We start from the raw sequence: 21,071 nt of genomic DNA on the forward strand, positions 1-21,071 counted from the left end.
GGCGAGCGGGTGGGGTCATGGCGCCGGAACAGCGGCCAGCGCGTTGAGGAAGCGCTGGCGCCACCAGTGCACGTCTTGCGCGCGGATGCCGGACAGCAGCGCCTGGTGGCGGCGCTGACGTTCGTCCAGCGGCATCTGCAAGGCGCGCTGGATGGTCTCTGCCGTGCGCGTGGTGTCGTAGGGATTGACCAGCAAGGCGTCCCGCATCTGCTCGGCCGCGCCGGCAAAACGCGAGAGCACCAGCACGCCCGGATCGGCGGGGTCTTGTGCGGCCACGAACTCCTTGGCCACCAGGTTCATGCCGTCGCGCAGCGGCGTGACCAGCGCCACACTGGCCGCGCGGTACAGGCCGGGCAGGCGCTTGCGCGCCACGTTGCGGTGGATGTAGCGCACCGGCATCCAGTCGAGTTCGCCGAAGTTGCCGTTGATGGCGCCGCACAGGCTCTCCAGCTCCTGGCGCAAGGCGGCGTAGGCGTCGACCGATTCGCGGCTGGGTGCGGCGATCTGGATCAGCGTGGCACTGCCCAGGTTTTCCGGGTAGGCCTGCAGCAACTGGCGAAACGCTTTCAGGCGCTGCGGCAGACCCTTGGAATAGTCCATGCGCTCCACACCCAGCAGCAGGCGCCGGCGCGAATACTCGTCCTTCATCTGCGTGTGCATCTCCTGCGCCTCGCGCGCCTTGCCGAGCTCGACGAATTCGTCCACGTCGATGCCGATGGGGAAGGCCTGCACCTGCAGCGTCTTGCCGAAGGCGCGGAACTCGTGTTCACCCAGCACGTCCGCACCGGTCTCGGTGCCCACGTAGCGCGAGAAGTGCGCCACGTCGGCCTCGCTCTGAAAACCCACCAGGTCGTAGGCGAACAGCGAGCGCATCAACCAGTCGTGTTCGGGCACGGCGGCCAGCATCAGCGGCGGTGGCAGGGGGATGTGCAGAAAGAAACCCATGCGCTGCTGGCAGCCCATGGCGCGCAGCTCGGCGGCCAGCGGGATCAGGTGGTAGTCGTGCACCCAGATCACGTCGTCGGGCCGCAGCAAACCCGCCAGCTTGCGGGCCATCATCTGGTTCACGCGCCGGTAGCCGCCGATGTAGCCGGCGTCAAAGTCGGCGAGGTCCAGGCGGTAGTGAAATACCGGCCAGAGCACGCCGTTGCTGTAGCCCAGGTAGTAGCTGTCGTGGTCTTCGCGGCTCAGGTCCACGGTGGCCAGCTGCACCTTGCCGGCCGTCTGCAGGTGCAGGTCGCCTTCGCCCGGTGTGCCGTCTTCCACGATCTTGCCGCTCCAGCCGAACCACAGCCCGCCCGTGGCTTCGAGCGCCTGGCCCACGGCCACAGCCAGACCACCGGACGCGGCCTTGCGCGGGTCGGCCACGCGGTTGGAAACGACGACGAGTCTGCCCACTTAGATCACCGAGTCCCAAGGCGCGGAGAGGCGCACCGCCGCGTTGATGATGCCCACCATCGAATAGGTCTGCGGGTAGTTTCCCCACATCTCGCCGGAGGTGGCGTGGGTGTCTTCGGACAGCATGCCCAGGTGGTTGCGCGCGGCCAGCATGGTCTCGAAGATGGCGCGCGCCTCGGCTTTGCGGCCGGTGCGGGCCAGCGCGTCGATGCGCCAGAAGGTGCAGATGTTGAACGCGGTCTCGGGCTTGCCGAAGTCGTCGGCCGCCTCGTAGCGGCGCATGTAGGGGCCGTCGCACAGGTGTTCTTCGAGCGCTGCCAGCGTGGACACGAAGCGCGGGTCCATCGGGTCGATGAAGCCCACCTCGACCATCAGCAAGACACTCGCGTCCAGGTCGCGTCCGCCGAAGCTCTCGGCAAAGGCATGGCGCTCTTCGTTCCACGACTCGCGCAGGATGCGCTCGCGCATGGTGGCCGCACGGTCGCCCCAGTGCAGCGCGCGGCCGGGCAGCGCCAGCGTGTGGGCGATCTTGGCCAGGCGGTCGCAAGCGGCCCAGCACATCAGCGCCGAACTCGTGTGCACGCGGGCGCGGGTGCGCAGCTCCCACATGCCGGCGTCGGGCTGATCAAAGATGCGCACCGCTTGCTCGCCCACCGCCTCCAGCCGTTCAAACTCGGCCAGGCCGGCCGGGTGCAGCAGACGGCGGTCGTGAAAGGCCTGGGCGGCGGCGAGCACCACGTTGCCATACACGTCGTGCTGAAAATGCTCCTGCGCCTGGTTGCCCACCCGCACCGGGCCCATGCCGCGGTAGCCGGGCAGGGTGTCGCAAATGCGCTCGGGCAGTTCGCGCTCCAGCCCGATGCCGTGCAGCGGCTGGATGTGGCCACTGGCCTCGCCGTCTTTCGCGCCCACCACCACGTTGGAGAGCCAGCGCAGGTAGTCCTCCAGCGTGCCGACCTCGGCCAGGCTGTTGAGCGCGCGTACCACAAAAAACGCGTCGCGCAGCCAGCAGTAGCGGTAGTCCCAGTTGCGCTGGCTGCCCGGGGCTTCCGGGATGCTGGTGGTCATGGCGGCCACGATGGCGCCGGTGTCTTCGAACAGCGAGAGCTTGAGCGTGATGGCTGCGCGGATCACCGCGTCCTGCCACTCCAGCGGCACCGCCAGGCGCTGGCTCCAGCCGCGCCAGTAGGCCAGCGTTTCCTGCTCGAAGTGGCGCGCGGTGTCGCCAATGCCGCCTTCGAGCGTTTCGTCCGGGCCGAACATGAAGTTGAGTTCCTGCGTGAGCAGAAACGGTTCGCGCGCCAGCACATGGCTGATGGACGCGTCGGTGTGCAGGCGCAGGGTTTGTGCGTCGCCCACGTAGCGGATGTGGTGGCTGCCCGAGGTGATGCGCGGGGCTTGTGCGCCCCAGTCGAAGCGCGGCGTGAGTGTCACGCGGATGCGCGGCGCACCCTTGAGCGGGCGCACGCGGCGCACCAGCTGCGTGGGCCGGAAGTAACGGCCGCGCGAGAGGAAGCGCGGCGCAAAGTCGGTGATGGCGATGCCCTGGCCCTGGCTGTCCCACAGCTCGGTCACGAGCACGGCGGTGTTGGGCTCGTAGCGCTGGGTGGCCTCCGCCACGTCTTCGAGTTCGATCGCCCACGATCCGGCTTCTGCATCCGTGCCACCGAGCAGTGCGTGAAACACCGGGTCGCCGTCGAAGCGCGGCAGGCAGCTCCAGACCACACGGCCGTGCGGATCGATCAGCGCGCTGAAGGCGCAGTTGCCCACCACGCCGAGTGAGAGCGAGGGAGCGGCGGGCGGTGCGAAGCCGTTGTGGGAGAGGGTCATGTGTGGATCAGAGGGGTTTGCAGGGCGTCCGCGAGCCAGGCGCGCAGGGCTTCGGGGTTGTCGCATCGGTGGTGGGCACAACTCGTGCCCGCGCCGACCTTGATGCCGGCACCGCCCAGGCGCTGCACCACCGCAAAGCCGGCCTCGTCGGTCACGTCGTCGCCGGCAAACACGGGCGAGCGACCGGCGAACGGCGCCTCGTTCATGAAGGCCTGAATGGCGAGGCCCTTGTTCACACCCACGGACTTGACTTCGATCACGGCCTTGCCGCGCAACAGCTGCAAGCCGCTGGCCTTGTCGATGGAGCGCGCCAGCGTTTGCACGCACAGGGCTTCCAGCGACGGCGCGAGCCGGAAGTGCAACGCCATGGAGGTTTGTTTGATTTCCAGCAGCAGCCCGGTGTGCCGCGAGACCAGGTGCTGCGCTGCGGCCACCGCACGGTCCAGGCCGGGCGGGCGCAATGCGGCTGCGTCACCGTGCGCGGAGATGCGCAGGGCGCCGTGCTCAAAGGCGGCCGGCCAGCGCCAGGGGGAGAGCAAGGGTTCGATGTCTTCGCGGGCGCGACCGGTGACCAGCGCCAACGCGCCGTTCAAGTGCGCGTGCAGCCGGTCCAGCAGCCGCGCGAGATCACCGGGCACGTCCACCGCGTCGGGGCGGTGGGCCAGATCGGCCAGCGTTCCATCGAAATCCAGGAAGAGTGCTGACCCTTGCGTCAGCAGCTTGGGCAATGTACTCATCAGCCAACGACCGTAACACGCGATGTGTGCTCATGGCCAGCCCGGTGGCATACCCCACCTTCAAGGTGCGAAGTTTTTCAACCCGCTTGACGGATGTGGATCGCGCTCAATCGCCAGCAACGGCGGGGCCTGCAGCGCCGAGGCCTTGCGCCACAGCGGCCACGCGAGCCTTGTGGATGCGTTCGCCCACCTTCGGTCCACTCAGGCCCTCGGCTTGCGCTTGCGCGGCAATGCTGGCGGTGTCCACAGCCTGTGCCCACACCAGCGCCTGCGCGAGCCGGTCGCGCTGCGGGTACACGATCTCGCTCATGCCCAGCCGCCCGCGCGCATCGCATTCGCAGGCCAGCAGCACCTCGTGAAAACGCGCCGGTTTGCGCAGCGCATCGCAGCGTTCCAGCAGCCGCACCAGGGCTGCGGCGCCCAGCGTTTCGCTGCGGTGGATGTTGCCGTGTTCGCGTGCCACCACGTCGGCCAGTTCGCGGCAGTCCACCGGCACCCGCAGCCGCTCGCAAACGCCCTTGAGCAGGCGCGCGCTGCGCTCCTCGTGCCCAATGTGGCGCGGCAACACGTCGGCCGGCGTGGTGCCCTTGCCGAGGTCGTGGCCCAGGCAGGCGAAACGCACGGTGAGTGGTGCGGCCAGGCGCGCGCTCATGTCGAGCACCATCATCAGGTGCACACCGGTGTCGATCTCGGGGTGGTACTCGGCGCGCTGCGGCACACCCCAGAGCCGGTCCACTTCGGGCAGCAGGCGCTTCAAGGCGCCGCAGTCGCGCAACACGTCGAACAGGCGGCTGGGCCGCTGCTCCATGAGTCCGCGCGCGAGCTCTTGCCACACACGCTCGGCCACCAGGTGGTCGACTTCGCCGTGCTCGACCATGTCGCGCATCAAGGCCAGCGTTTCGGGCGCCACGGAAAAGTCGGGAAAACGCGCCGCAAAACGCGCCAGCCGCAGGATGCGCACCGGGTCTTCGGTGAAGGCGTCGGTCACATGGCGCAGCACGCGGTCTTGCAGGTCTTGCCGGCCGTTGTGCGGGTCGATGATCTGTCCACGCGCCGGGTCGTCGGCATCGCCAGCCGCCACCGCCATCGCGTTGATGGTGAGGTCGCGGCGCGCCAGATCGTCTTCCAGCGTCACACCCGGCTCGGCGTGCACCACAAAGCCCCGATAGCCGGGTGAGGTCTTGCGCTCGGTGCGGGCGAGCGCGTATTCCTCGCGCGTCTCGGGATGCAGGAAGACGGGGAAGTCGCGGCCCACCGGCAGGAAGCCTTGTTGCACCATGGCCTCGGGCGTGGCGCCCACCACCACCCAGTCGCGGTCGACGTGCGAGGCATCGGTTGTGTTTGCAGCGCGTGCCATCAGCGCGTCGCGCACCGCGCCGCCGACGAGATAGGTTTTCATGCCGCCGAGTTTAGGCTCGGCGCCTCCTCAGCGGCCCAACCGGTAGGGCTCGTCGAAGTCGATGAAGTCGTGCTCGGCCAGCGCTTCATCCATCCAGGCTTTCACACCCGGCAATGCACACACGCGATCGACGTAGGCCATCAGATCGGCCGGCAGCGGCAGTTCGTAGGTCTTGATGCGCGTGCACACCGGCGCGAAGTAGGCGTCGGCGATGCTGAAGTTGCCGAACAGCAGCGCGCCGGCCGGTTGTGCCGCGAGCAGTTCGCTCCACAGGCCGCCCAGGCGCGCCATGTCGGCGCGCACGGCCGATTTGTCGCGCCAGATCAGGCGGCCGATCTCGGGCAGCGAGGCTTCGATGTTCATGGGGCAGTGGTTGCGCAGCGCGCTGAAGCCACTGTGCATTTCGGCGCAGACACTGCGCGCGCGGGCCCGGGCGCGCGCATCGGCGGGCCACAGCTGCTTCTCGGGGAAACGCTCGGCAAGGTACTCGGCGATCGCCAGCGTGTCCCAGATGGCGAAGCCGTCGTCCACCAGCACCGGCACCTTGCCCAGGGGGTTGACGGCGCGAAGGCTCTTTTTGAAAACCGAGTCGACGTCGAACGAGTCGAAGCGAACCATGACCTCCTCGAACGGAATGCCCGCCTGTGTCAGGAGCACCCAGGGTCGCATGGACCAGGACGAGTAGTTTTTGTTGCCGACGTAAAGCTGCAGTGCCATGGGGCCTCCTGAAAGAGCCCCCATGGTACGGACTTCGGGTGGGCGGATTGATGCGGAAAACGCCCCGGATTGATCTGCGTGGGCCGCAGATGGGGCGTGGCGGAGCTCAGGCGTATTTTTCGAGGATGCGGGTGGAGCGTTCGACTTCGCGGAAGGTGTGCACTTCCGATTCGGAGGCGGACACGGCTTCCATCACCGAGGTGGCCATCATCCGGTAGAAGGCCTTGTCCATGGCTTTGCGTGCGGCGGACATTTGCTGGGCGACGTCTTCGCACGACCGGCCGTCCTCCACCATGTCGATCAGACCGCGGACCTGGCCTTCGATCCGTTTGAGCCGGTTGATCACGTCGCGCTGGTGTTCGGTGCGGTAGCCGGGGGCAGCGGGAACGCCGGTCCGGCGGCCGGTGGAGAGCTTCAGGTTGGAGACTGTCATCTGGGTTCCTGGTTTGGTGTTGTACTGTGTACGGTTTAATGTAAACCCGAAAAACACCCCAAAAAATGACACCTTCGTGTTATTTATTTCTCGCCCGACCTTCCAAATGTCACGGTTTGTCCGTTTCAAGCATCGTTGCCCGGCAATCGCTGGCCTTGTCTGAACGCCAGCAGTTTGCTGCGGCCACCGCGCTGCCCCAGGTAGGTGGGGGCGATGGTGTGCACGCTGGCCGGCGCGATGCCCAGCGAGGACAGGCCCGGCCATTGCCGGGTGGCCACGTTGTCCACCGACATGGCGTCCAGGTTGTCGCGGCTCATCAGCGGTTCACCCGGCATGAGCTCCATCACGCCGGCCTGCAGCCGCGCCAGGACAGCGGGCAACGGCAACACCGGGCGCTTGTGACTGCCGTGTTGCCCTGCAATGCCCACGAGTTCGGCCAGGGTCAACACATCTGGGCCGGCGCATTCGAAGGTCTGGCCGATCGTGCTCTGGGGCAGACCCTGGTCGGCCAGGCAGACCGCCACCGCGTTGGCCACGTCTTCCACCCACACCGGCTGGAACCGGGCGCCCGCGCTGGCCAGCGGCACCACCGGAAAGACCGACTGCAAACCGGCAAACACGTTGAGGAAACGGTCGCCGGCGCCGAAGATCACGCTGGGGCGCAGCACGGTGAGGTCCAGCCCGGCGCCGCGCAACACCTCTTCGCCGCGCGCCTTGCTGCGCTGGTAGCGCGAGGGGCCGTCCAGGCTCACGCCCAGGGCGCTGATGTGCACCAGGCGGCGCACGCCGTCGGCCAGACAGGCCTCCGACAAGGCCAGCGGCAACTCCACGTGGACGCGTTCGAAAGCGTCTTCGCTGCCGTGCAGGATGGCGATCAGGTTGACCACCGCGTCGTGGCCCGTCACCAGTTGCAGCAACTGGGCCGGGTCGTGCACGTCGGCTTCGACCACGGTCACACGCGGCAGGTGTTGCACCGCGGCGGCGTTGATGGCGCGGCGCGTGGGCACGGTGATGCGCCAGCCCTGGCGGTGCAGCTTTTCACAGACATGGCGGCCCACGAAACCGGTGCCGCCGAGGACGAGGATGTTTTTCATGGGCTCAGGGAAGGTCTTTGTTGATGGTGGCTTCACCGCTCAGGCGTGGGCCGACGGTGCCCAGGCGCGCGCGCAGGGACTGTGGTTGACCGGTGAGCAGGGCGGCGTAGCTGGTGGTGTTGGCGAGCACTTTTTTGACGTAGTCGCGCGTTTCCTCAAACGGAATGTTCTCGGCCCAGACCTCGCCGGGCAGCACAGGGCCGTTGCGCCAGTTGCGCGGGCGCCCCGGCCCGGCGTTGTAGGCGGCAGCGGCCATGGGCAATGAGCCTTCGAAGTCGTCGAGCGCGAGCTTGAGGTAGGCGGTGCCGATGAGGATGTTGGTGTCGCGCTCGGTGATCTGCGCGGGCCGGAAGTCGGTCAGCCCGATCTTGCGCGCGGTCCAGCGCGCGGTGGCCGGCATCACCTGCATGAGACCCGAGGCGCCGACGCCGGATCGTGCGTCGGTGACGAAGCGGCTTTCCTGACGGATCAGGCCGTACACGTAAGCCGGGTCCAGCCCGATCTCGCGCGAGCGGCTCACCACGCCCGAGCGGTGCGGCGTGGGGAAGCGCTGGGCGTGGTCTTGTGCGGTGGGCGTGCGCAGGCTGGTGTTGATGCAGCGGTCCCACAGCTCGGCTTCGCAGGCCAGGGCCGCGGCGGCCAGCAGTTCACGCTCGCCCATGCCGCCGGCGTCGTGCAGGTTGGTGGTGTAGTTCCACTCGCGCACGCCCTCGCCGCGCAAGCCCAGCCGCATGGCGATGAGCGCGCGGCGCAGGCCCGGGTGGCGCTGCGCGGCCGCGATCTCTTCGGTGCTCAGTGGCGCGGGGGCGGGTGGCGTGGCGATCTGCCGGCCAAGGTCCTCAAGTGCGAGTTGTTCGTAGAAACCGCGTTCGGAGGCGATGGATTCGAGCAGTGCACGGGCCTGTGCGTTGGCCGTGGGCGCGTCGGGCAGCTTGAGCGCCTGCAGCGCGCGCGCCTTCCAGTAGATCCAGTCGGGCAGGTTTTGATGCGCCGGGCTCATGGCTGCGATGGCATCGCGCACATGGCCCCAGGCACCAGCCCGCATGCCGGCGCGCGCTTTCCACTCCAGATGGTCGTCGTGCATGAAGCGGTCTTCACCGTTGGCGAAGTAGGTCAATGCCTGTGTTTCCAGCTTCTGCGCCGAGCGTTTGCCGATCACGCCCCAGATCCAGCTGCGCTCTTCGGTGGTGAGCTGCGCTTTCCAGCGTGTGCGGTCCATCTCCAGCGCGGCCGCGCCCGGGTCGTTGGAGGCGAGCCGGATGATGGCCAGGGTCACCAGTTCCTTGGTGCGCGGGCGGATGGCGGTGATCTTCTCGTCGAGGTACTTGGCGGGATCGCTGGTGACGGTGTCCACCATGCCCGCCCACTCCGGGTTGAGCAGGCCCACGGCCTGGCTGGCCACGCGCGGGCGGTTGGCGTCCACGGCCAGGCGGGCGCGCTGCCAGGCGGCTTCGGGTTTGAGGTGGCCACTGCTCAGCAGCGACTGCGCGGCGGTGGCGCAGCCATCGTCGGCCTCGCGCTGCGCGTGCCACAAGGTGCGAACGCGCTCGGCCGCCAGCTCGGGCGGCATGCGGCCGCCGGCGGCGTCGAGCATGAGGGCGTAGCAGCTCACCTGCCGGTCGTCGTTCATGCGAAAGCGCGGCAGCTCGGTGGAGAAATTGGTCCAGTCGCGTGCGCGGCCCAGCAGCAGCAGCCAGTCGTTGCGCAACCGGTCTTCCCAGTAGGTGCCGGGCATGCGGTCCATGGCGGCGCGGATATCGCTCGCGCCCGCCGTCTCCAGCCGGGCCTTCATGTCCCAGTAAATCGCCAGCGGCTCCAGCGCGTGGCCACGTACTGCGGGCAGCAGGTTGGCGAGCTGGGTGGTGTTGTTGCGGCGAAAGGCTTCGCGCATCTCCAGCAGGGTCGCATCGCCCCCGGCGCTGCTTTGTGCGTGCGAGAGCCCCGGCACCACCAGCACGGCCATAATGAACCGCAGAACCCACCGGTGCATGCCTTGCTTGACCACTGTGTTCTGCGCCCTTGATCCCTGTTTCACACCAACCTGTTTCATGCGTTGATTATGGACACCAAAGACGGCCAGAGTTCCCCTCCACCCCACAGGAAACCGGCCGGAGGATCAACGGCGGCGGCCCTGAAAACCGAATGGCGCAAGGCACTGGTTGAAAAACGCCTGGGCCTGGCCGATCGGAGCTTTCGCAACGACATGCTGCAACGGGTCATGCGGGTGTGGCTGATCGAGCGGCCCGACGCGGTGATCGGCGCATACTGGCCCATCAAGGGCGAGTTCGATCCCTTGCCGGCGCTGTTCCGCTGGCAGGAAGCGGGCCTGGAAGAAGACGCACAAGGTGCGCAAAAACTGCGTCGCATCGGCCTGCCGGTGGTCAACAAGGTCGACAAGACGCTGACCTTCTACACCTGGTACCCGGGCTGCCCCATGGAAGAAGACGCCTACGGCATTCCCAAGCCCAAGGACACCGAAATCGTGGTGCCCACGCTGATCTTTGTGCCTTGCGTGGGGTACGGGCCGGGCGGTTTCCGGCTGGGCTACGGCGGCGGCTTTTACGACCGCACGCTGGCGAGCCTGAACCCCAAGCCGTTCACGGTGGGCTTGGGTTACGACTTTGCCTACCTGCCGCACCTGCAGCCCGAAGCCCACGATGTGCCACTCGATGCCATCTTGAGCGACACAGGTGTGATGTGGCCAGAGAGATGATGCCCCCACGCTTCGCTGCCCCCGAGGGGGCTGATCCGCCTTGGGGCGGCCCGGCGGCGGATCGTTGCTCACGGATGTTCCGCGTTCGCATGGACTTCGGTGATGCGTTTCTCGCGCCGCACCAGGTAGAGCCCGCTGCCCACGATGATGGCCGCGCCCCACCAGGTGTGTGAGGCCGGCAGGGTCTGCCAGATCAACCAGTCCAGCCCGAGCCCCCAGGCCAGCGCGCTGTATTCGAACGGCGCCACCGCAGACGCCTGGCCGTGGCGGAAGGCTTCGGTGATGGCGAGCTGGCCGCCAAATCCTGTGATGGCCAGCGCCAGCAGCAGCGGGGCATCACTCCGCTCAATGGACACCCAGTCGGGCCAGGCCAGTGCACCGGCGCCCACCGACATCAGCACCATCATCGACAGCACCATGCTCTCGCTGCTGTCGGTGCGGCTGGCGAGACGGCCCGCGACGGCGGTCACCGCGTAACACAGCGCCGCGCCCAGCGTGGCGAGGCCACCCACGGTGACGAAGCCGCTCTGCAGGTCGTGGCCGCTGGGGCGCAGTGCGATCAGCACACCGGCGAAACCGATGCCGATCAACCACCAGTGCGCGGCGGGCACCCGCTCCTTGAGCACAGGCACCGAGAGCATGGTGATGAGCAGCGGCGAGATGAAAAACAGCGTGTACGCGGCCGACAGCGGCAATTCGCGCACGCCCAGCGTGAACAGCGAGAGCATGGCGATGCCGAGCACGCCGCGCAGCAGGTGCAGCGGCCAGCGCACTTTGAAGACGGTGTGCCAGGCGCCACGCCACGCGATGTAGAGCAGCACCAGCGGCATCGCGGTCATGCCGCGCAGCGCGGCGATCTGCAGCACGGGGTAACGCGCGGACAACGTCTTGAGCACCGCGTCCATGAGTGCGAAGAAGCCCACGGCAACCAGCATGAAGACGATGCTGCGCAAGTTGCCGGCGGCGAGGCGGCGGGAGCTTGACATCGGCCTCAGTCCATTTGATCGACGGTGTCCGGGTCGGGCACATCGCCGATGGCTTCACGCGTGGCCGCGGCCTGCACCAGCAGCCAGTCGCAAAACGCCTTGACCTCAGGTCGCTGCGCGCTGCGCGGCGCCACCATGAGCCAGTAGACCAGCGGTGAATCGAGCCGCGTGTGGGGCAGCGGCTCCACCAGCGCGCCGCTGGCCAGACTCTCGGCCACCAGCGGCAGGCGTGCGAGCGCCACGCCCTGGCCGGTGAGCGCGGCCTGCACGATCTGGTTGGCGTAGTTGAAGTACATCCAGCGCTGCGGCGAGAGCTTGGCCGGTGGCGCGCTGGCACGCGCGCGTCTGCCCGAACCCGCAACCGGATGCGCGCCAAACGTGTCGAGCCAGCGCTGCCAGGTGAGCCATTCGAGGTGGCGCGTGCGGTGTGCGTCGCCGGCCTCGATCAGGGCGCATTTGGAGAGGTCTTCAATGCTCTTGATCGGCTGCGTCTTGAGCAGCCAGGGGCTGGCCACGGGTGTGAGCTGTTCGCCAAACAGCCGCTGCGCGCTGGCGGGGATGCCCTGCGGCACCGCGTAACGCAGCGCGAGGTCCACGTCGGAGGTCGCGAGGTCGACCGCGTTGTCGGTGGCGTCGATGCGGATGTCGATGTCGGGGTGGTCGCGCTGGAAGGCTTCCAGCCGCGGGATCAACCACATGGAAGCGAATGACGCCCAGGTGGTGATGGCCACGCTTTTGCGCCCGGCGCTCTGGCGGATCTGGCGCACGCTGGCATCAATGCGCTCCAGCGCGGAGGCCGCCGCGCGCAGCAGTTGTGAACCCGCGCTGGTGAGCTCCACGGCCCGCGTGTGGCGCAGAAACAGGGCGGTGCCGACCTCGTCTTCCAGCGCCTGGATCTGCCGGCTCACCGCGCTCTGCGTCAGCGAAAGCTCTTCGGCGGCCGCGCGGAAGTTGAGGTGGCGCGCCACCGCCTCAAAGGCGCGCAGGTGGCCGGCGGCAATCGGCCGGGTGCGGGGGTGGCTGCTGGTGAGCTGCATGGCGGTGCTCCGGGTATTGATGCGGTTATCGAATCAATAGCTTAGCGCGCTTTCATTGGACTGCGACCGGCAGAAGCCCGAGCATCGGTACCCAGGATGAGCTTCATCCCCTCTCAGGAGTCCCGCCATGAACACCCGCTCTGCCCACACCGCCCCCGTTCTGAACAGCTGCATGCACGCCCGAGGCTGGCGGCTCGATGCGCGACGTGCGATGAGCCTGCGCCCGCAGGTGCCGAGCCGCCTGCACATCACCCAGGGCCGCGCCTGGGTCACGCTGGGCCAGGCGCACGAGGGTGCGGGCAACGAGTCGGGTGATCTGGTGCTGGCCGCCGGTGAAAGCCTGGTGGTGCCGGCCGGAGCGCGCCTGGTCATGGAGCCGTGGCAGCCCGGCGCCGGCCCGGTGCGCTTTGACTGGTGTGCCGAGCCAGAAGCCCAGGCGTTGGCGTCGGTCGACCGGTTTGGCCGCGAGGTGGCCGCGCCGTCGCGCGAACTGGCTGCGGCACTGAAGCAGGCCAGTGTGGCGTTTGTTCGATTGATGCGCGGGCTGTTCGGCTACAGCGAATACCTGGTCGCAGGTCGTGGCCGTGTGCTCACGCCGTTTGAATCCAACCCGCCTTGAGCTGGACTAGCCGCGCGTTCGCCGCTTCGGCTTGCGCGCGGCCACCGCAGCCGCCAGCGCCAACCGCGCCCAGGGCAGCATCAGCGCAGGCGATTCGAGCGCCTCGTCGGGCGGCGTGAAGTAGTTGAGCTTCATGGCCTTGCCCTTGGCCTCGTACATGAAAGCTCGCCCGCCGGCAGCCAGCCACTGCGGCTCGGTCTCGGCGTTGGTCTTCAGAAACAGCGTGTCCCAGGCAATGATCGCGATGTTCATGCCGTCGGTGGAAATGCCCCAGCCGCCGAACATGCGTTTGGGAATGCATGGCCCCACGCCCGAGAGCAGCTCGCAGGCGTGCAACGCAAAGGGATCGACCGGTTTGACCATGGCGGAATGTTAATGAACGCTGGCGTGAGGTGACTTCCATCAGAAATGCCGTGGAACCGGCTTTGCCGGGCCACAGGCATTGCCCCCTTGAGGGGGTGACGGCCCGAAGGGCCGGCGCGGGGGTGTGACAATGAATCATGGCCCGACCCAAATCCGCTTCCCACGATCTCAAACGCGACGAAATCCTCGACGTTGCGGCCAACTGTTTCGCGCGTCAGAGCTTCCCCGCCGCCAGCATGAACGACATCGCCGCGGCCTGCGGCACCAGCAAGGCGCGGCTCTACCACTACTACGAGAGCAAGGAGGCGATCCTGTTCGACCTGCTCGACCGCTACACCCAGCGCCTGCTCGCGCTCATTGGTGAATCCGAGGCGCGTGCGCAGCGTAAGAACCTGAGCGAGCGCGACGCGCTGAGCGAGCTGGTGCGCGCCTTCCTGGCCGAGTACGAAACCTCCGCCACGCGCCACGTGGCCCTGGTGTCCGACACCAAGTTCCTTGGCGAGCTGCAGCGAGAACTCATCCTGAACCGCCAGCGCGACGTGGTGGCCGCCTTCACCCGCTTTCTCAAGCGCGCCTACCCCGAGCGCGTGACGCCGGCCAACCAGACGGCGCTCACCATGATGCTCTTCGGCATGATCAACTGGACGTTCACCTGGCTGCGCCCGGGCGGCCCCATGAGCTACAACGCCTTTGCCGACGAGGTCGTCGCCATGATGGAACGTGGTCTGGCGGGGCCGGCGCAGGGTTGAGAATGATTCACCTATGCGAAACGGATTTCGTTTAGGTAAAATTCGCCACTTCCCCACACGGAGACCGCCATGAGCAAAGCATTCGCCTCCCAGGCCGACCTGGAAGACAAGAAAACCACCTTCGAACAACTCAGCCCGCACTGCTGGGCCTACACCGCCGAAGGCGACCCGAACTCGGGCGTGATCATCGGCGAGAAGTTCATCATGGTCAGCGACGCCACCGCCACCCCGGCCATGGCGCAGGACCTGATCAAACACATTCGCACCGTCTCCGACAAACCCATCAAATACGTGCTGCTGACCCACTACCACGCGGTGCGCGTGCTGGGCGCGAGCGCCTACGTGGCCGAAGGTGCCACCGAAGTCATCGCCAGTCGCGGCACGTACGAACTGATCGTGGAGCGCGGCGCACAAGACATGCAGAGCGAGATGGAGCGCTTCCCGCGCCTGTTCCGCGGCGCCGACAGCGTGCCCGGCCTGACCTGGCCCACCTTGGTCATCGGTGATGGCAAGCCCGGCCGCCAGGGCAGCCTGGAGGTGGACCTGGGCGGCGTGAAGGTCAGCATCTGGCACCCGGGCCCGGGCCACACGCGCGGCGACACGATCGCCTGGGTGGAAGAAGAGAAAGTGCTGTTCAGCGGTGACCTCGTGGAGTACGAGGCCGGCGTGTACACCGGCGACGCGCAACTGGAAGAATGGCCCGCCACGCTGGAAGCCCTGCGCGCCCTGGGCGCTGAGTACATCGTGCCGGGCCGGGGCGAAGCCATGAAGGGCAATGCCGACGTGAACAAGGCGCTGGACTACACCCACCGCTGGGTGACCACGCTGTTCCAGGCCGGCAAGGAAGCGGCAGCAGCCGGCATGGACCTCAAAACCGCCATGGCCCACACCCGCAAGAGCATGGACCCGGTGTTCGGCCACGTGTTCATCTACGAACACTGCCTGCCGTTCGACGTGAGCCGCGCCTATGACGAAGCCAAAGGCATCAAGAACCCGCGCATCTGGACGGCCGAGCGGGACAAAGAGATGTGGAGTGCGTTGCAGGCCTGACGAAGGCGGGCCTGCAAAGCGCCAGAGTGCCTCGCAGGCCTGAGGCGGTGTCAGTGGTAGTCCGACTCCCGTTGATGCCGAAGAGCCAGCACCAACACGGTGTCGGCTGACGCATCAAAGCTGTAGAGCGCGAGGTAACCCGTGCGACCTCGAGAGATCACGAGCTCGCGCAGGTTCCCGGGCAAGGGCCGGCCCACCAAGGGGTGGCTCGCGAGGATCTGCAGTGCGTCCAGCACCAGATCCACGGTCCCCACCGCTGCCTCGGGCGCCGTTTGCAGCAAAAAGTCGGTCAGGCGGTTCAGGTCAGCGACAGCCTCTTCCGCCAGCAGCCAACGCGTCACGCGCGGGCCTGCTTCTTCAGGGTGGTCAATGTGGTGGGCTTGGGTTCCTTGACCGAGGATTTGCTGCCCTTGAGCGCAGCCCGCACACGTTCGCGCAGGTGGGTGGCATAGGCAGTGCCCTCGTAAACAGGCCCGCCAGCTTCGGCGCGTGCTCGCGCCTTGACGGCACGTTCCACGAAGCCGACCTCCGCTTCGATGCGGTCGAGCTCACCACCAATCGCTTGCACCATGAGTGCGTGGGGCGTCACGCCCCGGCGGGAGGCCAGTTGCTTGAGGCGCAGGTGGGTTTCTGTATCGAGCTTGACCGAGAGATTGGACATGGTTCGCTCCGTGGGTTGAAGTGTTGATATCTTACGACCTCCGATGCGGCCGGTGTTGCTGCACGGTCACTGACAATCTCGGTCATGCACTGCTTGCCCACATGAATTTTCCATCCCACCACAACGCCACCGACTGGGGCATCGTCGCCGTCTTCGCCACCGTCTACCTGGGCATGTTCCTCGGCGGTCTGCCGCGCCTGAAACTGGACCGCTCGGGCGTGGCGCTGCTGGGCGCCATTGCGGTGATTGCGCTGGCCGGGTGGCCGCTGGAAGACGCGGCGCGCGCGATCGATCTGCCCACCATCGTGTTGTTGTTCGCTTTCATGGTGGTGTCCGCGCAGATGCGGCTGGGTGGTTTTTATGGCGCGGTCACGCGCCGCGTGGGCGCCATGCCGCTGTCGCGCAACGGCTTGCTGGCGGCGCTGATCGTGGTGTCGGGCGCGCTGTCGGCGGTGTTCTCCAACGACGTGGTGTGCCTCGCCATGACGCCGGTGGTGGCGCGGCTGTGTCTGCAGCGCGGCATCAACCCGCTGCCGTTTTTGATGGGTCTGGCGTGTGCGGCCAACATCGGTTCGGCCGCCACGCTGATCGGCAACCCGCAGAACATGCTGATCGGCTCGGTGTTGCAGTTGCCGTTTGCGGGCTATGTGCGGCAGGCGTTGGTGCCGGTGGTGATCGGGCTGGTGTTGTTGTGGGGGTGGTTGGCTTATGGGCCGGGGGCGGGGAGCCCTCACCCCTGCCCTCTCCCAGAGGGAGGGGGGGCCATTCGGGGAGAGGTCATCGCGGCAGAGCCTGCGTTTGATGCTTGGCAAACCGCCAAAGGTCTCGTGGTCGCTGCTGCGTTGATGTTGATTTTTCTCTTCACCGACTGGCCGCGCGACGTGGCCGCGTTGGTGGGCGCGGGGGTGTTGCTGCTGAGCCGGCGCCTGCACACCTCACATTTCATGGGCTTGGTCGACTGGCCGTTGCTGATCCTGTTCATGGGCCTGTTCGTGGTGAACCATGCGTTCGAATCCACCGGCCTGGCCGCACAGGCCGTGGCCTGGCTGGGCGCGCAGGGCGTGGTGCTCGCCGACCCGGGGCCTTTGCTGGTGGTCAGCGCGGTGTTGTCCAACCTGGTGTCCAACGTGCCCGCCGTGATGCTGCTGCTGCCGCACCTGGGGGGCAGCGGTGAGCAGGCTGGCGTGATGCTGGCGCTGGCCACCACCTTCGCGGGCAACCTGCTGCTGGTGGGCTCGATCGCCAACCTGATCGTGGCCGACCTTGCGCGCCAGCACGGCATCGTCATCGACTGGAAGCGCCACGCTGTCACCGGGATTCCGGTGACGCTGGTCACGCTGGCGGTGGTGTGGGGCTGGATGCGTTTCGTGGCCTGAGCGTCGCCGCGTTCAGCGTTGTGCGCTGAGCACCCGAAGGTCGTCTTCGTAGCCCTTGAGCACGCGCACGGCGTTGGCGCGCTGCTCGGGCGTGGTGGTGTTGTGCAGTTGTGCAAACTGGGCGCAGCCCTGGCGCACCAGTTCGTCCGCATAGGCCTTGTAACCCGGCGTGGGCGACTGGCTGATGCGTGCGATGTGGCCGCGCACGCGCTCGGCGGCGGAGTCGGGTGCGGCTTGCGCCTGTTTCACTGTTTGCAGCAGATCGGCCTGGCGGCGCAGCCGCTCGGCCTGCGTGCGTTGCGGGTCAAACGGTGAGGCCTTGATGTTGTTGCGCACCAGTTCCTTTTGAGCGGCATTCAGCGAGCCGTAGAGCATCTCGCCGCGCCCCAGCGCGCGGTCAAAGCGCTTCTCGATGCGCGCGTCTGCAGACGCTTGAAGGAAGTCGTCTTCAAACTCCACATTGCTCTTGGCCTGGCGGCTCTTGAGGTGCTCCAGCTGGGCCGCGTCGAGTTGAAGCGCCAGGCGTGCCATGGGTTGCATGCTGGCGTCGGCCGCGCGGTCGATGCGCTGGCGGATCACGTCGAATTCGGCGCACACCTGCGCGCCGGTGAGGTCTTGCACAGCCAGCGTCTGCCAGCGCTGCAGCAGACCCGCGTAGACCGGCAGTTCGTTGGTGCGGTGCCACTGAAAGAAGGCGTTGATGTCGCTGCGCACCGGGGTCGACTGGCCGTTGTTGAAATCGACGTGGCTGTCGAGCCACCAGTAGGTGGCGTTGTGTGCCTGGTTGTAGGCCAGGCGCGTGGCGGTGCAGGCCGTGAGGGTGGCGGCCACGATCGCCAGCGCACAGACCTTGGCCGCCCGCAGCGCCATAATCCGGCGCACGTGAGGCCCGGCAAGAACGCCGCGCAACGATTCCCCGAAAGAGGTGTTCATGTCGTTCCCAGTGGATGTGGTGGTGATGGCGGCCGGCAAGGGCACGCGCATGAAAAGTCAGCGGCCCAAAGTGTTGCACCGTTTGGGCGGGCGCGCACTCGCCCAGCACGTGATCGACTGTGCCGCGCGGTTATCGGCGCGCTCGGTGGTGGTGATCACCGGCCACGGCGCAGAGCAGGTGGAAGCCGGCCTGCAGGCCCCCGCCGCCACCGCGCTGCGCTTCGTGCGCCAGGAGCCGCAACTGGGCACCGGCCATGCGGTGCAGCAGGCCGCACCCGTGCTGCCTGAGGACGGCGTGACGCTGGTGCTCTCGGGCGACGTGCCCCTGACCCGACCCGAGACCCTGCAAGCCCTGCTCGATTTGTGTGGCGGCACCCGGCTGGCCCTGCTCACGCTGGACATGCCCGACCCCACCGGCTACGGGCGCATCGTTCGTGCCGCCAATGCATCGGTGCAGGCCATCGTGGAGCACAAGGACGCCAACGACGCGCAGCGCGCCATCACCGAGATTTACAGCGGCATCATGGCCGTGCCCACGCAGCTGCTGCGCGGCTGGCTGGCGCGGCTGGACAACCGCAACGCCCAAGGCGAGTACTACCTCACCGACGTGGTGAAGTTCGCCGTGGCCGATGGCCTGAGCGTGGCCGCGCACCGCATCAATGACGCGGTGCAGGTGGCCGGCGTCAACAGCCCGGTGCAGCTGGCCGAACTGGAGCGGGCCTACCAGCGCCGCGTGGCTGATGCCTTGATGGAGCAGGGCACGCGCCTGGCTGATCCGGCGCGGCTGGATGTGCGGGGCGAACTGAGCTGCGGGCAGGACGTGGAGATCGACGTGAACTGCGTGTTCGAAGGCCGCGTGCAGCTGGGCGACGGTGTGCGCATCGGCGCGAACTGCGTGGTGGCCAACGCCGTGATCGAGGCCGGCGCGGTGATCCATCCGTTCACCCACATCGACGGCGAAAAGCTTGGCGTGAAGGTGGGCCCCGGTGCGCTGGTGGGCCCGTTCGCGCGCCTGCGGCCCGGTGCCGACCTGGGCGCCGAGGTGCACATCGGCAACTTCGTGGAAGTGAAAAACAGCACCCTGGCCGCAGGCGCCAAAGCCAACCACCTGGCCTACCTGGGCGACGCCACCGTGGGCGAGCGGGTCAACTACGGCGCCGGCAGCATCACCGCCAACTACGACGGCGCCAACAAACACCGCACCGTGATCGAGGCCGACGTGCACGTGGGCAGCAACTGCGTGCTGGTGGCGCCCGTGACCATTGGCGCGGGCGGCACGGTGGGCGGCGGCTCCACCATCACCAAGGACACGGCACCCGGTGCGCTGTCGGTGGCGCGGGGCAAGCAGGTCGGCATCGCCAACTGGCAGCGGCCCCAGAAAAAGAAACAGGCTCCCTGAGGAGCCTGTCGATGGGGGCGGCCAGTTCAGCGGCCGCCGCGCACGTCCATGGAATCAAACCGGCTCTCGCCCGGTGACTTGCTGTTGGGGCCGCTGCTGTTGCGGCGCTGGTTGAAACCGCTGTTGCTGTAGGCGCTGCTGAAGCCCCCGCGCCGGCCCTCTTGATCCAGGTCCATCAGTCCGGTCAGGCCCATCACCTCGGAATCGCGAAAGGTCGTGTTGGTGGTGTTGAGCGAATCGAATTCCGAGAACTGGCTCTCCAGTTGCTGGCGGCGGCTCTCCCTGGGGTCTTCCTGCTCTTTCACCCGGGGTTTGGGCAGCTCGGCCAGGTTGAGCTGCTTGCGAAAGTCGGACGGCGAGGGCATGCGGTGCAGGCCGTTTTTCAGAAAGACAAACCGCACACCCGCCGTCTTGAGGATGCGGTTCTTCATCTTCACCAGGTGCGCCTTGTGTTTGGCGTTGCTCAGGGGATGCTGTTCGATGTCGAATGCGAAGGTCGGTTTGCCGTCATCGCCGCACACCACAAAGTCCACCCGGTGCTGGCTCAGCCGCTCCTCGGCGCGTTTGCGGTTGGCGGCGCGGCGCACCGCCAGCATGCCCTTCAAAGACATGTTGGGCAGCACGACCTGGCCGGGAAAGGTATCTTGCAAATAATCCAGCATCTGGGCTTGTTCCGGCGTCATCAGGCGCTCCGGGCTGTATCGATCGTCGCGCCCGGACGACTCGGTGGTCATGCGGTAGCGCCAGTAGCCCAGCGCACACAGCCCCAACACCGCCAGCGCCCCCAGCACGGCAATCCACGTCGTATTCATTTGGTACCTCCTTGAGCCCAACCGAAGCATCGGTTGAGGGAATCGTGAAGGTTGTTACATAAGGTACGGTTCGTCAACTCTTGGAGGGGGGTGCGGCGTCATAAATGTGCGGTATGTATCAACTTTCTGACTCTATTGAGTACCAATGTGGTCAATGCGAGTCAGCGGGCTCTCGGGCCGCGAGCGCGATTCGTGGCTCGAATTTGGCGCGTTTCAGGCTGAAGAAGGCTTTGATGTTGCGCACATTGGCGTCGCTGGTGAACAGGCGCTGCGCCAGTCCCAGGTACTCGGGCATGTCGGCGCAGTGGACCACCAGCACGAAGTCGGGACCCGGGCTCACCCGGTAGCACTGCTGAACCTGCGCCACCGGCACCACGCGCGCTTCAAATGCGTCGAGAAACTCGGCGCCTTGCCGCTCCAGCGTGATTTCCACCAGCGCCGTGAGCCCGTGGCCGAGCAAGGGCGCCATGCGATCCACGCTGAGCAAGGCGACTTCGCGTTCGATCAGCCCGAGCTGGCGCAAGCGTTTCACCCGCCGCAGGCTGGTGGGCGGCGAGAGGTGGGCCCGCTCGGCCAGCGCCTGGTTGCTCAAGGACGCGTCCGTTTGCAGGAGGTCCAGCAAACGGAGATCAGCTTCGTCAATGATGATTTGTTCCATTTTTCAATGATTCGTGGTGTTATTGATCGAATCCATCAGCATAGGAAATTATTGGCGATGTTCTGTGACATTTTGATCTTTTATTTCACCTGCTTCTTACTAGCATC

At 66.9% G+C, this 21,071-nt stretch carries 22 protein-coding genes; 6 read left to right on the plus strand and 16 right to left on the minus strand.

The window, feature by feature from the left end; all coding sequences use genetic code 11:
* Window positions 1-15: 15 nt before the first annotated feature.
* From otsA to ACN4F8_RS20415, 8 genes are all read right to left on the minus strand, one after another.
* Entirely contained in the window at window positions 16-1,398 is a 1,383-nt protein-coding gene (otsA, locus tag ACN4F8_RS20380) for an alpha,alpha-trehalose-phosphate synthase (UDP-forming) (RefSeq protein ID WP_419475243.1), read from the minus strand.
* Entirely contained in the window at window positions 1,399-3,228 is a 1,830-nt protein-coding gene (locus ACN4F8_RS20385) for a glycoside hydrolase family 15 protein (protein ID WP_419475244.1), read from the minus strand.
* Window positions 3,225-3,965 carry a trehalose-phosphatase gene (gene otsB, locus ACN4F8_RS20390; RefSeq protein ID WP_419475245.1) on the minus strand — a complete coding sequence of 247 codons (741 nt, stop codon included), beginning with the start codon at window positions 3,963-3,965 and terminating at the stop codon, window positions 3,225-3,227. The genes ACN4F8_RS20385 and otsB overlap by 4 nt, the downstream gene beginning before the upstream one ends.
* Window positions 3,966-4,071: 106 nt before the next feature.
* Window positions 4,072-5,364 carry a multifunctional CCA addition/repair protein gene (locus ACN4F8_RS20395; RefSeq protein WP_419475246.1) on the minus strand — a complete coding sequence of 431 codons (1,293 nt, stop codon included), beginning with the start codon at window positions 5,362-5,364 and terminating at the stop codon, window positions 4,072-4,074.
* Between the two features lie 27 nt (window positions 5,365-5,391).
* Window positions 5,392-6,081, minus strand: coding sequence for a glutathione S-transferase family protein (locus ACN4F8_RS20400; RefSeq protein WP_419475247.1), 690 nt, complete (start codon window positions 6,079-6,081; stop codon window positions 5,392-5,394).
* Between the two features lie 106 nt (window positions 6,082-6,187).
* Complete coding sequence (locus ACN4F8_RS20405) at window positions 6,188-6,514, minus strand: metal-sensitive transcriptional regulator (protein ID WP_419475248.1); 327 nt, start codon at window positions 6,512-6,514, stop codon at window positions 6,188-6,190.
* A gap of 125 nt (window positions 6,515-6,639) precedes the next feature.
* Window positions 6,640-7,608 carry a complex I NDUFA9 subunit family protein gene (locus ACN4F8_RS20410; protein WP_419475249.1) on the minus strand — a complete coding sequence of 323 codons (969 nt, stop codon included), beginning with the start codon at window positions 7,606-7,608 and terminating at the stop codon, window positions 6,640-6,642.
* 4 nt (window positions 7,609-7,612) lie between these two features.
* Window positions 7,613-9,598, minus strand: coding sequence for a transglycosylase SLT domain-containing protein (locus tag ACN4F8_RS20415; protein ID WP_419475250.1), 1,986 nt, complete (start codon window positions 9,596-9,598; stop codon window positions 7,613-7,615).
* Window positions 9,599-9,667: 69 nt separating this feature from the next.
* Here ACN4F8_RS20415 and ACN4F8_RS20420 point away from each other — a divergent pair, with 69 nt between their 5' ends.
* Window positions 9,668-10,321, plus strand: coding sequence for a 5-formyltetrahydrofolate cyclo-ligase (locus ACN4F8_RS20420; RefSeq protein ID WP_419475251.1), 654 nt, complete (start codon window positions 9,668-9,670; stop codon window positions 10,319-10,321).
* A gap of 68 nt (window positions 10,322-10,389) precedes the next feature.
* On the opposite strand, the gene ACN4F8_RS20425 is transcribed toward ACN4F8_RS20420, so the two are convergent.
* Window positions 10,390-11,307, minus strand: a complete 918-nt coding sequence (locus ACN4F8_RS20425) for a DMT family transporter (protein WP_419475252.1) — start codon at window positions 11,305-11,307, stop codon at window positions 10,390-10,392.
* A 5-nt stretch (window positions 11,308-11,312) separates the two neighbouring features.
* Complete coding sequence (locus ACN4F8_RS20430) at window positions 11,313-12,344, minus strand: LysR substrate-binding domain-containing protein (protein WP_419475253.1); 1,032 nt, start codon at window positions 12,342-12,344, stop codon at window positions 11,313-11,315.
* A 127-nt stretch (window positions 12,345-12,471) separates the two neighbouring features.
* Between ACN4F8_RS20430 and ACN4F8_RS20435 the strand changes: the two genes are divergently transcribed.
* Complete coding sequence (locus ACN4F8_RS20435) at window positions 12,472-12,963, plus strand: DUF2917 domain-containing protein (RefSeq protein ID WP_419475254.1); 492 nt, start codon at window positions 12,472-12,474, stop codon at window positions 12,961-12,963.
* 6 nt (window positions 12,964-12,969) lie between these two features.
* Here ACN4F8_RS20435 and ACN4F8_RS20440 read toward each other — a convergent pair whose 3' ends face one another.
* Window positions 12,970-13,326 carry a TfoX/Sxy family protein gene (locus tag ACN4F8_RS20440; protein WP_419475255.1) on the minus strand — a complete coding sequence of 119 codons (357 nt, stop codon included), beginning with the start codon at window positions 13,324-13,326 and terminating at the stop codon, window positions 12,970-12,972.
* Window positions 13,327-13,463: 137 nt separating this feature from the next.
* On the opposite strand from ACN4F8_RS20440, the gene ACN4F8_RS20445 reads away from it, so the two are divergent.
* Window positions 13,464-14,075 carry a TetR/AcrR family transcriptional regulator gene (locus tag ACN4F8_RS20445; RefSeq protein WP_419475256.1) on the plus strand — a complete coding sequence of 204 codons (612 nt, stop codon included), beginning with the start codon at window positions 13,464-13,466 and terminating at the stop codon, window positions 14,073-14,075.
* A 69-nt stretch (window positions 14,076-14,144) separates the two neighbouring features.
* On the plus strand, window positions 14,145-15,125 hold the full coding sequence (locus tag ACN4F8_RS20450; RefSeq protein WP_419475257.1) for an MBL fold metallo-hydrolase: 981 nt from the start codon (window positions 14,145-14,147) through the stop codon (window positions 15,123-15,125).
* A 50-nt stretch (window positions 15,126-15,175) separates the two neighbouring features.
* On the opposite strand, the gene ACN4F8_RS20455 is transcribed toward ACN4F8_RS20450, so the two are convergent.
* The gene (locus ACN4F8_RS20455; RefSeq protein ID WP_419475258.1) at window positions 15,176-15,466 is read right to left on the minus strand and encodes a type II toxin-antitoxin system RelE/ParE family toxin; all 291 of its coding nucleotides are present in this window, start codon (window positions 15,464-15,466) and stop codon (window positions 15,176-15,178) included.
* Window positions 15,463-15,786 (minus strand): CopG family ribbon-helix-helix protein, encoded by a 324-nt coding sequence (locus ACN4F8_RS20460; RefSeq protein ID WP_419475259.1) that lies wholly within the window; start codon window positions 15,784-15,786, stop codon window positions 15,463-15,465. Before ACN4F8_RS20460 ends, ACN4F8_RS20455 begins: the two co-directional genes overlap by 4 nt.
* A gap of 101 nt (window positions 15,787-15,887) precedes the next feature.
* On the opposite strand from ACN4F8_RS20460, the gene ACN4F8_RS20465 reads away from it, so the two are divergent.
* Entirely contained in the window at window positions 15,888-17,162 is a 1,275-nt protein-coding gene (locus ACN4F8_RS20465) for an anion transporter (RefSeq protein WP_419475260.1), read from the plus strand.
* Between the two features lie 12 nt (window positions 17,163-17,174).
* Here ACN4F8_RS20465 and ACN4F8_RS20470 read toward each other — a convergent pair whose 3' ends face one another.
* Window positions 17,175-18,095 carry a DUF6279 family lipoprotein gene (locus ACN4F8_RS20470; protein ID WP_419475261.1) on the minus strand — a complete coding sequence of 307 codons (921 nt, stop codon included), beginning with the start codon at window positions 18,093-18,095 and terminating at the stop codon, window positions 17,175-17,177.
* Between ACN4F8_RS20470 and glmU the strand changes: the two genes are divergently transcribed.
* Window positions 18,094-19,494: a bifunctional UDP-N-acetylglucosamine diphosphorylase/glucosamine-1-phosphate N-acetyltransferase GlmU gene (gene glmU, locus ACN4F8_RS20475; RefSeq protein WP_419475262.1), complete on the plus strand. Its 1,401-nt coding sequence runs from the start codon at window positions 18,094-18,096 to the stop codon at window positions 19,492-19,494. The genes ACN4F8_RS20470 and glmU overlap by 2 nt on opposite strands.
* A gap of 26 nt (window positions 19,495-19,520) precedes the next feature.
* Here the strand turns inward: glmU and ACN4F8_RS20480 are convergent, their stop codons facing one another.
* Window positions 19,521-20,306, minus strand: coding sequence for a DUF2726 domain-containing protein (locus ACN4F8_RS20480; RefSeq protein WP_419475263.1), 786 nt, complete (start codon window positions 20,304-20,306; stop codon window positions 19,521-19,523).
* Window positions 20,307-20,457: 151 nt separating this feature from the next.
* Complete coding sequence (locus ACN4F8_RS20485; RefSeq protein ID WP_419475264.1) at window positions 20,458-20,964, minus strand: Lrp/AsnC family transcriptional regulator; 507 nt, start codon at window positions 20,962-20,964, stop codon at window positions 20,458-20,460.
* Window positions 20,965-21,071 lie beyond the last annotated feature (107 nt).

The sequence above is a fragment of the Hydrogenophaga sp. genome (assembly GCF_048549895.1).
In the GTDB taxonomy this organism is placed as follows: domain Bacteria; phylum Pseudomonadota; class Gammaproteobacteria; order Burkholderiales; family Burkholderiaceae_C; genus Hydrogenophaga.